The 13,546-nt window shown below is 74.6% G+C and carries 11 protein-coding genes; 8 read left to right on the top strand and 3 right to left on the bottom strand.

Going from position 1 to position 13,546, the window contains the following annotated elements; all coding sequences use genetic code 11:
* Nucleotides 1-5 precede the first annotated feature (5 nt).
* On the top strand, nucleotides 6-1,439 hold the full coding sequence (locus tag AB0O19_RS27210) for a HAMP domain-containing sensor histidine kinase (protein WP_363623186.1): 1,434 nt from the start codon (nucleotides 6-8) through the stop codon (nucleotides 1,437-1,439).
* Nucleotides 1,440-1,527: 88 nt separating this feature from the next.
* Here AB0O19_RS27210 and AB0O19_RS27215 read toward each other — a convergent pair whose 3' ends face one another.
* Nucleotides 1,528-2,547 carry a TAXI family TRAP transporter solute-binding subunit gene (locus tag AB0O19_RS27215; protein WP_363623188.1) on the bottom strand — a complete coding sequence of 340 codons (1,020 nt, stop codon included), beginning with the start codon at nucleotides 2,545-2,547 and terminating at the stop codon, nucleotides 1,528-1,530.
* A gap of 85 nt (nucleotides 2,548-2,632) precedes the next feature.
* On the opposite strand from AB0O19_RS27215, the gene miaB reads away from it, so the two are divergent.
* Together miaB and AB0O19_RS27225 are read left to right on the top strand one after the other, a co-directional pair.
* Nucleotides 2,633-4,135, top strand: a complete 1,503-nt coding sequence (miaB, locus tag AB0O19_RS27220; protein ID WP_363584577.1) for a tRNA (N6-isopentenyl adenosine(37)-C2)-methylthiotransferase MiaB — start codon at nucleotides 2,633-2,635, stop codon at nucleotides 4,133-4,135.
* A gap of 117 nt (nucleotides 4,136-4,252) precedes the next feature.
* On the top strand, nucleotides 4,253-4,951 hold the full coding sequence (locus AB0O19_RS27225) for a class III extradiol dioxygenase subunit B-like domain-containing protein (protein WP_063349332.1): 699 nt from the start codon (nucleotides 4,253-4,255) through the stop codon (nucleotides 4,949-4,951).
* Nucleotides 4,952-4,966: 15 nt separating this feature from the next.
* Here the strand turns inward: AB0O19_RS27225 and AB0O19_RS27230 are convergent, their stop codons facing one another.
* Complete coding sequence (locus tag AB0O19_RS27230; RefSeq protein WP_363584573.1) at nucleotides 4,967-5,230, bottom strand: antitoxin; 264 nt, start codon at nucleotides 5,228-5,230, stop codon at nucleotides 4,967-4,969.
* Between the two features lie 188 nt (nucleotides 5,231-5,418).
* On the opposite strand from AB0O19_RS27230, the gene miaA reads away from it, so the two are divergent.
* The 5 genes from miaA to hflX all read left to right on the top strand — a co-directional run bounded on the left by miaA (nucleotide 5,419) and on the right by hflX (nucleotide 12,264).
* Nucleotides 5,419-6,384 (top strand): tRNA (adenosine(37)-N6)-dimethylallyltransferase MiaA, encoded by a 966-nt coding sequence (miaA, locus tag AB0O19_RS27235; protein WP_363623190.1) that lies wholly within the window; start codon nucleotides 5,419-5,421, stop codon nucleotides 6,382-6,384.
* A gap of 226 nt (nucleotides 6,385-6,610) precedes the next feature.
* The gene (locus AB0O19_RS27240; RefSeq protein ID WP_363623192.1) at nucleotides 6,611-7,111 is read left to right on the top strand and encodes a hypothetical protein; all 501 of its coding nucleotides are present in this window, start codon (nucleotides 6,611-6,613) and stop codon (nucleotides 7,109-7,111) included.
* Between the two features lie 97 nt (nucleotides 7,112-7,208).
* Nucleotides 7,209-8,120 carry a diaminopimelate epimerase gene (gene dapF / locus AB0O19_RS27245; protein WP_363584569.1) on the top strand — a complete coding sequence of 304 codons (912 nt, stop codon included), beginning with the start codon at nucleotides 7,209-7,211 and terminating at the stop codon, nucleotides 8,118-8,120.
* A gap of 197 nt (nucleotides 8,121-8,317) precedes the next feature.
* A complete protein-coding gene (locus tag AB0O19_RS27250; protein ID WP_363623194.1) occupies nucleotides 8,318-10,657 on the top strand; it encodes an HD domain-containing protein in 2,340 nt (779 codons plus the stop codon).
* Nucleotides 10,658-10,761: 104 nt separating this feature from the next.
* On the top strand, nucleotides 10,762-12,264 hold the full coding sequence (gene hflX / locus AB0O19_RS27255) for a GTPase HflX (protein WP_363623196.1): 1,503 nt from the start codon (nucleotides 10,762-10,764) through the stop codon (nucleotides 12,262-12,264).
* A 142-nt stretch (nucleotides 12,265-12,406) separates the two neighbouring features.
* On the opposite strand, the gene AB0O19_RS27260 is transcribed toward hflX, so the two are convergent.
* Nucleotides 12,407-13,531, bottom strand: a complete 1,125-nt coding sequence (locus tag AB0O19_RS27260) for a hypothetical protein (protein ID WP_363623198.1) — start codon at nucleotides 13,529-13,531, stop codon at nucleotides 12,407-12,409.
* Between the last annotated feature and the right edge of the window lie 15 nt (nucleotides 13,532-13,546).

Below are 13,546 nucleotides of genomic sequence, written 5' to 3' on the forward strand. Positions count from 1 at the left end.
CGCACGTGCGCACCCGCCTGCTCGGCATCCTGATCGCCCTCATGCTCTGCGTCCTGGCCGCCCTGGGGCTGCCGCTCGCGGCAGCGGTCGCGGCGGCCGAGCAGAGCAAGGTGGTCGTCGACCGGCTCGACGACGCCGCCCGCTTCGCCCAGGACCTGCCCACCTCCGGCCCCTCGGCGGTGGAGTCCGCGCTCAAGGGCGACCCGGAGCCCGCCCCCGGCGACGTCAGCCGCCGGCACGCGATCGACGCCGAGGTCCGCCGCTACCACGACCTGTACGGCGTGCGGCTGGGCATCTTCCAGCGCGACGGCGTGCCGATCGCCGCCGCCCCCGCCGACTGGCGGGTGCCCCCCGGCGGCTGGGGCGCGCAGGCCTTCCAGGAGGCGCTGGACGGGCGGCGCAGCCACAACCCGCCCCAGGTCTGGCCGTGGACCGACGACCGCACCCTGACCGTCGCCACCCCGGTGGTGCGCGACGGCGACGTGGTCGCGGTGGTGCTCAGCGAGTCCCCCACCGGGGCGCTGCGCACCCGGATCCTGCACAGCTGGCTGGTGATCGGCACCGGCGAGGCCGCCGCGATGATCGTCGCGGTGCTGCTGGCCGGTCGGCTCACCGAGTGGGTGCTGCGCCCGGTCCGCACCCTCGACCGGGCCACCCACGACATCGCCACCGGCCGGATGGCCGCCCGGGTCGCGCCCGGCGGCGGCCCGCCCGAGCTGCAGCGGCTGGCCCGCTCGTTCAACGAGATGGCCGACCACGTGGTGCTCGCCATGGACCAGCAGAAGGCCTTCGTCGCGGACGCCTCGCACCAGCTGCGCAACCCGCTGGCGGCCCTGCTGCTGCGGGTCGAGGTGCTCGGCCTGGAACTGCCCGAGGGGCACGAGGAGGAGCTCGGCGGCGTCCGGGAGGAGGGCGTCCGGCTGGCCCGGGTGCTGGACGACCTGCTGGGCCTGGCCACCGCCGAGCACGCCCGCCCCGAACCCGAGCAGACCGATCTCGCCGCGCTCACCCTGGCCCGGGTCGACGCCTGGCGGCCGGTCGCCGAGCAGCGCGGGATCGAGCTGCGCTGGGAGGGCCCGGCGCTCGCCGTCGGCATGGCGGACCCGATCGGCTTCGGCTCCGCCCTGGACGCCGTGCTGGACAACGCGCTCAAGTTCGGCCCGGTCGGCAGCGGGGTGCGGCTGAAGGTCTCGGTGCGTCGGGACGAGGTCGCGGTGACCGTCACGGACGCCGGGCCCGGCCTCGCCGAGGACGAGCTGCCCCGCGCCGGGGACCGCTTCTGGCGCAGCCCGCGGCACCAGAACGTGGACGGCTCCGGGCTCGGCCTGTCGATCGCCCGCACCCTGCTGGCGGCGGGCGGCGGTTCGCTCGCCTTCGCCCCGGTCCAGCCGACCGGGCTCGCGGTGACGCTGGCGGTGCCGCGGCCGGAGAAGCGGTAGCCCGTACGGGCCCACGGCGCCCGTGCGGTGTCAGGGCTTCCGGGCTTCAGGACCTCACCTTCAGGGCTCCACTTTCAGGGGTCCACCTTCAGGGCTTCACCGAGCGGTAGTAGCGGGCCGCGCCCTCGTGCAGCGGGAGCGGGTCGGTGTAGACGGCGGTGCGCAGGTCGACCAGCTGGGCGGCGTGCACCTGAGCGCCGATCTGGTCGCGGCTGTCGATCACCGCCCGGGTCATGCCCTCGACCAGGCCCGGGTCCACGTCGTCCCGGGTGATCAGCAGGTTGGGCACGGCCACGGTGGCGACGGCGTCCTTGGGGTCGGCGTTCGGGTAGGTGCCCTTGGGCATGGTGGCCGCCCGGTAGGCGTCGGTGCCGCCGCCTTCCATCTTGTGGATGGCCCCGGCGAGGTCCCCCAGCGGCACGACCCGCATCCGCATGTGGTCGGACAGGTCGGTGAGGGCGCTGGTCGGCAGCCCGCCGGACCAGAAGAAGGCGTCGAGCTTGTTCTCCCGCAGCTGGTCGGCGGCGTCGCCGACGCCCGCCGACACCGGGACGATGTCGTGGTCCGGGTCCAGGCCGGCCGCGGCCAGCAGCCGCCTGGTCACCAGGTTCACCCCGGACTGCGGCAGGCCCACGCCGACCCGCAGCCCCTTGAGGTCGGCCGTGCGGTGCACCGTCGAGGAGGACGGGACGATCAGCTGGAGGTAGTCGTCGTACAGCCGTGCGATCGCCCGCAGCCGGTCCTTGCCCGGGCCCTGGTAGTCGGCGACGGCGTCGGCGGTGGCGATCGCGAAGTCGTCCTGGCCGCTGGTCACCCGGGCCAGGTTGTCGATCGAGCCCTCGGTGTTGTCCAGGGCCAGCCGCACCCCCGGCATGGCCTTGGTGACGTGGGCCTCCAGCAGCTGCCCGTACCGGTCGTAGACACCGCGCTGCACGCCGGTCGCGAAGCGCGTCTCGCCGCGCGGGTAGCCGGGCGAGCGGCCCGCCGACAGCCACCAGCCGCCCAGCCCCGCGACCAGCAGCACCAGCACCAGCACCGTCCGCCACAGCGGGCTGCGGGCCGCGGTGCGGACGGCGGCGCCGAGACGGGACGGGGTGGTGGGGGTCATGCAGGGATACTGCCAGGCGCTCCGCCGGAACGGGAGGGGAAACGGTGGGGGAAAAGCGCTTCGCGGCTGCCCGTACCCTGGTCTGGTGAGCGGTGAGAGCGGATTGAAGAGCTACAAGGTCGTCACGTACGGCTGCCAGATGAACGTCCACGACTCCGAGCGGCTGTCCGGCCTGCTGGAGGACGCGGGTTACGTCAAGGCGGGGCAGGACGGCGACCCGGACCTGGTGGTGTTCAACACCTGCGCGGTGCGGGAGAACGCCGACAACAAGCTGTACGGCAACCTCGGGCAGCTGGCGCCGGTCAAGAGCCGCCACAAGGGCATGCAGATCGCCGTCGGCGGCTGCCTCGCCCAGAAGGACCGCGACACCATCGTCCGCAAGGCTCCCTGGGTCGACGTGGTGTTCGGCACCCACAACATCGGCCACCTGCCGGCGCTGCTGGAGCGGGCCGCGGTCGAGCGCAAGGCCCAGGTCGAGATCCTGGAGTCGCTGGAGACCTTCCCCTCCACCCTGCCGACCCGCCGCGAGTCCGCGTACGCCGCGTGGGTCGCCATCTCCGTCGGCTGCAACAACACCTGCACCTTCTGCATCGTCCCCGCGCTGCGCGGCAAGGAGGAGGACCGCCGCCCCGGCGACGTCCTCGCCGAGATCGAGGCGCTGGTGGACGAGGGCGTCATCGAGGTGACCCTGCTCGGCCAGAACGTCAACGCCTACGGCTCCGACCTGGGCGACCGCGAGGCCTTCTCCAAGCTGCTGCGCGCCGCCGGCCAGATCGAGGGCCTGGAGCGGATCCGCTTCACCTCGCCGCACCCGCGCGACTTCACCGACGACGTGATCGCCGCGATGGCCGAGACGCCGAACGTGATGCACCAGCTGCACATGCCGCTGCAGTCCGGCTCCGACACCGTCCTCAAGGCGATGCGCCGCTCCTACCGCCAGGAGCGCTTCCTCGGGATCATCCGGAAGGTCCGCGAGGCGATGCCGGACGCGGCCATCTCCACCGACATCATCGTGGGCTTCCCCGGCGAGACCGAGGAGGACTTCGAGCAGACGATGCACACCGTCCGCGAGGCCCGCTTCACCAACGCCTTCACCTTCCAGTACTCCAAGCGCCCCGGCACCCCGGCCGCCGAGATGGCGGACCAGGTGCCGAAGGCCGTCGTGCAGGCCCGCTACGACCGGCTGATCGCCCTCCAGGAGGAGATCTCCTGGGAGGAGAACAAGAAGCAGGTCGGCCGCACCCTGGAGATCCTGGTCGCCGAGGGCGAGGGCAAGAAGGACGACAAGACCGACCGGCTCTCCGGCCGCGCCCCCGACAACCGGCTGGTGCACTTCACCAGGCCGACGGAGCCGGTGCGCCCGGGCGACCTGGTGACCGTCGAGATCACCTACGCCGCCCCGCACCACCTGCTCGCCGAGGGCCCGTCGCTCGCGGTGCGCCGCACCCGGGCCGGTGACGCCTGGGAGAAGCGCCAGGCCAAGCCCGCGGCCAAGCCGGCCGGGGTGATGCTCGGCCTGCCGGGCATCGGTGCCCCGGCCGCGCTGCCCCTGGCCGCTCCGGCGGGCGGGGCCTGCTGCGGCGACTGACGGCCCGCTGCTCGAACGGGGCCCGCTGCTCGAACGGCGGCCCGCTCCTCCACCGGCGGCCCGGCGGGACTTCGAGTCCGGCCGGGCCGCCGTCGCCGTTTGGCTAGAGTGATCCGCATGCTGGTAGCCGCCGCCGTGTGCCCCTGTCCGCCGCTGCTCGTCCCCGAGGTCGCCGCCGGGGCGGCCGCCGAACTGGACCCGCTGCGGGCCGCCTGCGACGAGGCCCTCGCGGCGCTGGTCGCGGCCGGACCGCAGCTGGTCGTGGTGGTCGGTGCCGGCCCGGAGGCCGAGGTGTGGACCGAGGGCGGGGCCGGGTCCTTCCACCGCTACGGGGTGCCGCTGGTCGCCAAGCTGCCCGGCGGCCGGGTCGAGGGGCCGGAGCTGGCGCCCTCGCTGACGGTCGGCGCCTGGCTGCTGGAGCGTGCCGGGGTGACGCTGCCGACGCACGCCTGCGCGGTGCCCGCCGACGCGCCCGCCGACCGGATGCTCGGGCTCGGCCAGGGCCTGGCCCAGCTGGCCGACCGGGTCGGCCTGCTGGTGGTGGGCGACGGCAGCGCCTGCCGCTCGGTGAAGGCGCCCGGCTACCTGGACGAGCGCGCCGAGGGCTTCGACGCCGCCCTGGCCGCCGCGCTGGGCTCAGCCGACCTGCCCGCGCTCGCCGCTTTGGACGCCGGGCTGGCCGCCGAGCTCAAGGCCGAGGGCCGGGCGCCCTGGCAGGTGCTGGCCGGCGCCGCGGAGGGCGCCGGCCTCACCGCGCGGCTCGGCTACCAGGACGCCCCGTACGGGGTCGGCTACGTCGTGGCGTCCTGGAGCTGATCGGAGCGCGGGGCGTCAGGCCCGCGGCGCCTGGCCGTTGCCGCCGGCCGGCCCCTCCTCGCCCGGCTTCGGCTTGTGGGCGAAGTCGTCCACCGCGCCCTTGGCCTTGCTGGCGCCGTGCTCGATCTTCTCGCTGTACTTGCCCTTGGTCGCCTTGTCGATCGCGCCGCCGGCCTTGTCCACCGCGTGCTCGATCTGCTCGCTGTGCTTGCCGGCGAGCTCACTGGCCTTGCCCTTGAGCTCTTCGGCCTTGCCCTTGAGGTTGTCCATCAGACCCATGGCGATCTCACCCTTTCGTCCCTGTCTCCTGCCCAACGTCCGTCACCGCCGAACCGTTCGCAAACCGGCTCAACTGCGGAAACGGCGGAGATGGCCGGAGACGGCTGGACACAGTCACATCGTCGCGCAGTCGGGGCCGACGGGCAGCCCGGTCACGGGTGCGGCGGCGGTTTTGCGAGACTGGAGCGGTGAGCAGCTCCCGTACCGACCAGTCCCGCGCCGCCCAGCCCCGAGTGGTCTGCATCGTCGGCGCGACCGCCGCCGGCAAGTCCGACCTGGCCGTCGCCATCGCCCGCAGCCTCGGCGGCGAGGTGATCAACACCGACTCGATGCAGCTGTACCGGGGCATGGACATCGGCACCGCCAAGCTCACCCCCGCCGAGCGCGGCGGCGTGCCGCACCACCTGCTGGACGTCTGGGACGTCACCGAGGCCGCCAGCGTCGCCGAGTACCAGCGGCTGGCCCGCGCCGAGATCGACCGGCTGCTCGCGGCCGGGCGCACGCCCGTCCTGGTCGGCGGCTCCGGGCTGTACGTCCGGGCGGCGATCGACGAGATGGAGTTCCCCGGCACCGACCCGGCGGTCCGGGCCCGGTTGGAGGCCGAGCTGGAGGAGGCCGGCCCGCTCGCGCTGCACCGGCGGCTGGCCGAGCTGGACCCGGCGGCCGCGGAGGCGATCCTGACCGGCAACGGGCGGCGGATCGTCCGCGCGCTGGAGGTCATCGAGATCACCGGGCAGCCGTTCACCGCGAACCTGCCCGGCAACACCGCCGTCTACGACGCGGTGCAGATCGGGGTCGCGGTGCCGCGCCCCGAACTGGACGAGCGGATCACGCTGCGGGTCGACCTGATGTGGCGGGCCGGACTGCTGGACGAGGTGCGCGCGCTGGAGCGGGTCGGGCTGCGGGAGGGGCGGACGGCCTCCCGGGCGCTCGGCTACCAGCAGGTGCTGGACCACTTCGCCGGAGAGTGCACCGAGGACGAGGCACGGGCCGAGACCGTCCGGGCCACCAAGCGCTTCGCCCGCCGTCAGGAGTCCTGGTTCCGCCGCGACGGCCGGATCCACTGGCTGTCCCGGCCGGCCGGCACCGACCCCGTCGAGCTGCTGGAACGCTCCCTGGAGCTGATCGACCGTCAGGAGCGTCCGGCCGGGTAGGCGGGTTCCGGCCAATCCGGCGGTGCACCTGCGCGCGCAGGTGGCCGTGCAGGACGAACCGGCGGTCACGGCCCGATCACGTGATGGCCACGGATCACCCGTCGACGCCGGTCAGGCCCGGAACGCCCGTCTGGACATGCCATCATCGAAGGCGTAGGGGTCGGCCGCGCGGGCCGACCGTGCCCGACCGCGAGTCCGCTCGTGTCGAACTGTCAGGGGAGGCCGCGTGTCGACGGGTACCGGCCCCGAACCCGGCCAGAGCGGGAGCGTCACCGCACCGGTCGACGAGTCGACGATGGGTGACCTCCCCGTGCTGACCGGCCTGGAGGCGCCCACCTCCTACGCGGTGGCACTGCCGGCCCTGGACACCCGCACCCCGGCCGGCGCGGTGCACGAGCGGGAGATCCGACCGCTGCGCCGGCTCCGCTGGTGGCAGACCCTGCCGATCGCCCTGCTGGGCATCCTCGGCTCGCTGATGTTCGCCTTCCCGCTCGCCTTCGGCTCGGCCGGCGCGCGCGCCACCATGGTCGGCATGCTCGGGCTGCTGCTCACCGCCGCCTCGGTCGGCTGGGGGGCGATGGCCGCCCGGCACGCCGGGTACAAGTGGCCGGGCCTGCCGCGCCGCGGCTCCGGGCAGCGGGCCGGCTGGAAGGCGATCGCGCTCTACACCCTGATCGCGCTGGTGGCCTGTGCGCTGGCCGTCTGGCGGGTCGCCTACCTGCGCTGATCCGTCGGCTGCCGGTGTCGGCCCCCCTGCTGTCCGCGCCGATCCACCGGCTGGACCGCCCGGGTGGCCGGTGCGCCCGTTCAGTACCATCGGGAGGGTGAGCGCATCCTCCCCGCAGCCGGTCGGCGTCCCCTTCTTCAAGGGGCACGGCACCCAGAACGACTTCGTCATCGTCCCGGACCCGGACGGCGCGCTGGAGATCGGCCCCGCGGCCGTCGCCGCGCTGTGCGACCGGAGGGCCGGCATCGGCGGGGACGGGCTGCTGCGCGTGGTGCGCTCCGCCGCCGAGCCGGCCGCCGCGGACCAGGCCGACCGGGCCGAGTGGTTCATGGACTACCGCAACTCCGACGGCAGCATCGCCGAGATGTGCGGCAACGGCGTGCGGGTCTTCGCCCGCTACCTGGTCGAGGCCGGCCTGGCCGAGCCCGGCGAGTTCGCGGTCGCCACCCGCGCCGGGGTGCGGACGGTGCGGGTCGCCGAGGACGCCGGGGACGGGACGCCCGGCGAGGTCACCGTCGACATGGGCCGGGCCCGGCTGCCCGGGCCGGACGGCGTCGAGGTCGCGGTCGGCGCGCGGCGCTGGCCCGCGCTGAACGTCAACATGGGCAATCCGCACGCGGTGGCCTTCGTGGACAGCCTCGACCACGCCGGGGACCTGCTGTCCGCGCCGCTGACCAGCCCCGAAGGGGCCTACCCGGAAGGCGTGAACGTCGAGTTCGTGGTGGACCGCGGGCCGCGGCACGTCGCCATGCGGGTGTACGAGCGCGGCTCCGGCGAGACCCGCTCCTGCGGGACCGGCACCTGCGCCGTCGCGGTGGCCGCCATCCGCCGGGACGGCGTCGACCCGGCGGTCACCGGCGAGCCGGCCACCTACACCGTGGACGTGCCGGGCGGCCGACTGGTCATCACCGAGCACCCGGACGGCCGGATCGAGAAGACCGGCCCGGCGGTCATCGTGGCCGCCGGCGAGATCGACGCCCGCTGGTGGGCCGAACTGGGGCGGGTCTGACACGCCTGGGGCGCGGCTCGGACAGCTGACGGCCCGGTTTGCCCATTTCGCGCGGTGGTGAATCCGCCCGTTCGAGTGACGCGTGTCGCGGACGGGAAGCAAGGCATCGCGGAACGTGCTCTGCTCGGTAGCATGGACCACCGGGAAGGCGCCCCTCGGCGGGGTGGCGGCCGGTGATCGCTGCCGGAGGTGCGCCGATGACCATCGAAGCCGGGCAGTCCCTGACGGGGCAGCCGACGTCCGCACGGCAAGCCGGGGCCAGGCGGCCCCTGGGGGAGCTCGGCCGGGCCGCGCTCGGCCGGGCCGGGCGGGCCGCCCTGCTGGCCACCGGCCGGCCGCCCGTCCCGGACGCCCTCGAACCGCTCGTCCGAGTCCACCGCGAGCACCATCCGCAGGCCGACCTCGGCCTGCTCGCCCGGGCCTACCGGCTCGCCGAGGCCAGCCACCGGGGCCAGAAGCGCAAGAGCGGCGGGCCGTACATCACCCACCCGCTCGCCGTCACCATGATCCTGGCCCAACTCGGCGCGGGGACAACCACCTTGGTCGCCTCGCTGCTCCACGACACCGTCGAGGACACCGAATTGACGCTCGATCAGGTGAGCGCCGGCTTCGGGCCCGAAGTCGCCTACCTGGTCGACGGGGTGACGAAACTGGAGAAGGTCGACTTCGGCGCCGCCGCCGAGGCCGAGACCTTCCGCAAGATGCTGGTCGCCACCGGAGACGACGTCCGGGTGATGGTGATCAAGCTCGCCGACCGGCTGCACAACATGCGCACCATCCGGCACATGAAACCGGCCAGTCAGGTGCGGATCGCCAAGGTCACCCGGGACGTGCTGATCCCGCTGGCCGAACGGCTCGGCATCCAGGTGCTCAAGGCGGAGCTGGAGGACATCGTCTTCGCCACCCTGCACCCCGAGGAGCACGCCCGCACCCGGGCCCTGATGGCCGGTCACGAGGGCGAGCCGGACACCCTGCTGGCCCCCTTCGCCCGGCTGTTGGCCCGCCAGCTGTCCGAGACCGGGGTGGCCGCCGAGGTCACCGTCCGGCCCCGGCACTGCGTGTCGCTGCACCGGGTGCTGCTCAAGCGGGCCGCCGCGCCCGGCCCGGACGGGCGGCCGCAGGGGCCGCAGCCCGCCGACTTCGGGCGGCTGCTGGTGGTCGTCGAGGAGAACGCCGACTGCTACGCCGTGCTCGGCGAGCTGCACACCTGCTGGACGCCGCTGCCCGGCGAGTTCAAGGACTTCGTCGCCGCCCCCAAGTTCAACCTCTACCAGTCGCTGCACACCGCCGTGGCGCTCAGCGGCGGCACGGTCGTCGAGGTGCTGGTGCGCACCCGGCGGATGCACGAGGTCGCCGAGACCGGGGTGGTCGCGCTCGGCGACCCGGAGCCGGCCGGCGCCGTCCAGGACGCCGACGAACTCGACCGCACCGACCCGGCCCGGCCCGGCTGGCTCAGCCGGTTGCTGGAGTGGCAGCAGGAGACGCCCGACCCGGACGCCTTCTGGTCCGCGCTCACCGCCGACCTGGCCGGCGACCGCGAGATCACCGTCGTGACGGAGAGCGGCGAAACGCTTCAGCTGAGGGCCGGCGCCACCTGCGTGGACGCCGCCTACCTGCTCGGCGAGGAGACCGGCCACCGGTGCATCGGAGCCCGGGTCAACGGCCGGCTCACCGCGCTCTCCACCGTCCTGCAGGACGGCGACCTGCTCGCCGTGCTCACCGAGGCCGTGCCCACCGGAACCGTGCTCACCGAGGACGGACCGCGCCCCGCCGAACCCTCCGGGCCCGCGCCCGAGTGGCTCGCGCACGCCCGGACCCCGGCCGCCCGGCTGGCCATCGAACGCTGGCTCGCCGACCACCCGGCCCGGCTCCCGGCGGTGCGCACCGGCCCCTCCAGCGGCCAGCCCGCCCCGCCCGCGCACCGCACCACCGAGCGCCGGCCGGCCCCGGTCGCGGTGGCCGGCCGGCCCGGGGCGCCGGTCCGGCTGGCCCGCTGCTGCACGCCCGTGCCGCCGGACGAGGTGGCCGGCTACCCGATCCGCGGCGGAGCCGTCGCCGTGCACCGCACCGGCTGCCCGGCCGGGGAGCGGATGCGCGCGGCCGGGCGCGCCGAGCTGGAGGTCCGCTGGCGGCCGGAGGGCACCCCGGCGGCCGGCCACCGGGCCACCCTGCGGGCCGAGGCGCTCAACCGGCCCCGGCTGCTCGCCGACCTCACCGCGGCCATCTCCGCCGAGGACGTCGGCATCGTCTCGGCCGAGGTCGAACCGCCGCAGGAGCTGCGGGTCCGGCACACCTACACCGTCGAACTGCCCGAGCCGGCCGCGCTGCCCGCGCTGATGCGGGCGATGCTCAAGGTCTCCGGGGTGTACGACGTCAGCCGGCCGCAGGCCCCGGACACCGGCGGGGCCCGCCACCCCGGGGAAAATGGGGATGACCGGTCCGCGCCGGGCGTGGGACCATCATGGGGAATTCACGGCCGGTCCACGGCGTTCTCAGGGCACAGGAGCCCCGATGGCACCCGAGGACCTGAGGGGTAGCTCACCTCGCCCGGCGGTAACCGGGGCGGCAGCTGGGCAGACTCCGGGTGGGACCGCACAGGGCGGTCCCCACAGGCCATCCGCACCAGCGACCAAAGGACAGAATGACCTCCACGTCCGACACCCGCGACCACGCCGACGCCCCGCGCCGCCTGAACGGTCTGCGGGCGGAAGCCCTCATGGACGAGGACCTCGCGGCCATCGACGAGGACCGCGGCCACCACTACGACGGCGACCAGTACGACCGCAGCGAGCGTGCCGCCCTGCGCCGCGTCGCCGGCCTCTCCACCGAACTCGAAGACGTCACCGAGGTCGAGTACCGCCAGCTCCGCCTGGAGCGCGTGGTGCTCGTCGGCGTCTGGACGGACGGCACCCTGGAGGAGGCGGAGAACTCGATGGCCGAGCTCGCCGCCCTCGCCGAGACGGCCGGCTCCCAGGTGCTGGACGGCGTGATCCAGCGCCGCGACAAGCCCGACGCGGCCACCTACATCGGCTCCGGCAAGGCGAAGGAACTGCGCGACATCGTGGCGGCCACCGGCGCCGACACCGTGGTCTGCGACGGTGAGCTCACCCCCGGCCAGCTGATCCACCTGGAGGACGTGGTCAAGGTCAAGGTCGTCGACCGGACGGCCCTGATCCTGGACATCTTCGCCCAGCACGCCAAGTCCCGGGAGGGCAAGGCGCAGGTCTCGCTCGCGCAGATGCAGTACATGCTGCCGCGCCTGCGCGGCTGGGGTCAGTCGCTGTCCCGGCAGATGGGTGGTGGCGGCTCCGGCTCGTCCGGCGGCGGCATGGCGACCCGTGGTCCCGGTGAGACCAAGATCGAGACCGACCGGCGCCGGATCCGCGAGAAGATGGCGAAGCTCCGCCGCGAGATCGCCGAGATGAAGAAGGGCCGCGACACCAAGCGCCAGGAGCGCAAGCGCCACCAGGTGCCGTCGGTGGCCATCGCCGGGTACACCAACGCCGGCAAGTCGTCCCTGCTCAACCGGCTCACCGGGGCGGGCGTCCTGGTGGAGAACTCCCTGTTCGCCACCCTGGACCCGACCGTGCGCCGGGCCCAGACCCCGAGCGGGCGGCTCTACACCCTGGCCGACACCGTCGGCTTCGTCCGGCACCTGCCGCACCACCTGGTCGAGGCCTTCCGCTCGACCATGGAGGAGGTCGCCGACGCGGACCTCATCCTGCACGTGGTCGACGGCTCGCACCCCGAGCCGGAGACGCAGCTGGCCGCCGTCCGCGAGGTCATCGTCTCGGTCGACGCGCAGAACGTGCCGGAGATCGTGGTGATCAACAAGGCGGACGCCGCCGACCCGCACGTGCTGCAGCGCCTGCTGCGCCGCGAGCCGCACGCCATCGTGGTGTCGGCCCGCAGCGGCGAGGGCATCGAGGAGCTGCTGAAGCTCATCGACGACGAGCTGCCGCGCCCGGCGATCGAGGTGCGGGCCCTGGTGCCCTACACCCAGGGCGGGCTGGTCTCCCGGGTGCACGCCGAGGGCGAGCTGCTCGGCACCGAGCACACCGGCGAGGGCACGCTGCTGCACGCCAAGGTGCCGGCCGAGCTGGCCGCCGAGCTGGAGCGCTACGCGGTGGCGCTGCAGGTCTGAGGCGACGGGCCGACGAAGGGCCCCCGGACGCGAGCGTCATGCCGTTGGGCATCGCGCGAGCGTGCGGGGGCCCTTCGCGTGCGCGAGCGTGCGGGGGCCGTGCGGGGGCTTGTCCGGGCGTGCGGGCGTGCGGGCGTGCGGGCTACTTCACGTTCTTGGCGAAGTAGTCGAAGGCCTGCTTCGCCTGGTCCTGGAGCGAGGGGCCGGCCAGGTACCCGGGCGGGTTGCGGCTGCCGATCGCGGTGACGCTGATCAGGTTGGGCTTGCCGTCCTTGGTGATGAACCAGCCGCCGCCGCTGGAGCCGCCGGTCACGGTGCAGCCGGTGACGTACATCGGCGGGCGGCTCCGGTCGGGGGAGAGCCTGGCCGGCGGGACCGGGGACTCGCAGCGGGAGAGTTCCAGGCCGTCGGACGGCCGATCGGTCGGGTAGCCGTACGCGGCCGCCGAGCCGATCTGCTCGCGCGGGGCGTTGAACCAGACCGGGACCGAGCCGCCGACCGCCTCCTCCAGCGACGCGCCGGAGCCGCCCTCGCCGCGCACCCGGATGATCCCGTAGTCGTACTGGTGGTGGGCGCCGACGCCGTCCTCCCCGAGCCAGGTCGGCGACACCAGCGCGCGCACCGCCACCCACCGGCCGTACGGCGCGGCCTGCTGCTCGGTGAGCGGTTTGCCGCGGGCCGCCTGGCCGTCCCGGTTGAAACCGGGCACGAAGGTGATGTTCCGCAGCCAGCCGCCGCCCTTGCCGTCGTGCAGGCAGTGCGCGGCGGTGTAGACGAGGTTGCTGCGGCCCGGGTTGGCCGGGTCGGAGACCACCGTCGCGGAGCAGGCCGCGTCGCCCTGGGGCGTGGTGACGAAGAGCCGGCCGACCACGGCGGTGGCCGGGCCGTACGGGTGCGGCTGCGGCGTGGCCGCGGCGGCCGCGGGCGGGGCGTCCGGCCGGCCGCCGTCCGGTGCGGCGGTGAGCGGGTACTCCGGGGTGGGCCGGCCCTTGGCGGCGGCCATCCGGGTGGTCGACCAGAAGCCCGGGGCCACCTCGTTGGCGAAGCCGCTGCCGGAGACGAACCGGGCCCAGTCCTCCACCTTCCAGCCCGTCAGGTCGCCCAGGCTGGTGGGCGCCGAGGTGGGGAGGGCGGGCGGCGGCGCGGCCGCCGCGGCGCCGGAGTCGTCCGGCCCGCAGGCGGTCGCGGCGAGCGCGAGCACGGCGAGCACCGCGGCGCCGGTCGGTCCGGATCGGCGCCGCGGTCCGCGGCCGGTGTGCTTGGGCATGCTGCATCGTCCCCC

The organism is Kitasatospora sp. NPDC091276 (assembly GCF_040684355.1).
Lineage (GTDB): Bacteria > Actinomycetota > Actinomycetes > Streptomycetales > Streptomycetaceae > Kitasatospora.

Coding starts and splice junctions, on each gene's coding strand:
- AB0O19_RS27230 (WP_363584573.1), bottom strand. CDS start 5,230: ATGGGTCTGATGGACAACCTCAAGGGCAAGGCCGAAGAGCTCAAGGGC.
- AB0O19_RS27215 (WP_363623188.1), bottom strand. CDS start 2,547: ATGACCCCCACCACCCCGTCCCGTCTCGGCGCCGCCGTCCGCACCGCG.
- hflX (WP_363623196.1), top strand. CDS start 10,762: ATGACCTCCACGTCCGACACCCGCGACCACGCCGACGCCCCGCGCCGC.
- AB0O19_RS27225 (WP_063349332.1), top strand. CDS start 4,253: ATGCTGGTAGCCGCCGCCGTGTGCCCCTGTCCGCCGCTGCTCGTCCCC.
- AB0O19_RS27250 (WP_363623194.1), top strand. CDS start 8,318: ATGACCATCGAAGCCGGGCAGTCCCTGACGGGGCAGCCGACGTCCGCA.
- AB0O19_RS27260 (WP_363623198.1), bottom strand. CDS start 13,531: ATGCCCAAGCACACCGGCCGCGGACCGCGGCGCCGATCCGGACCGACC.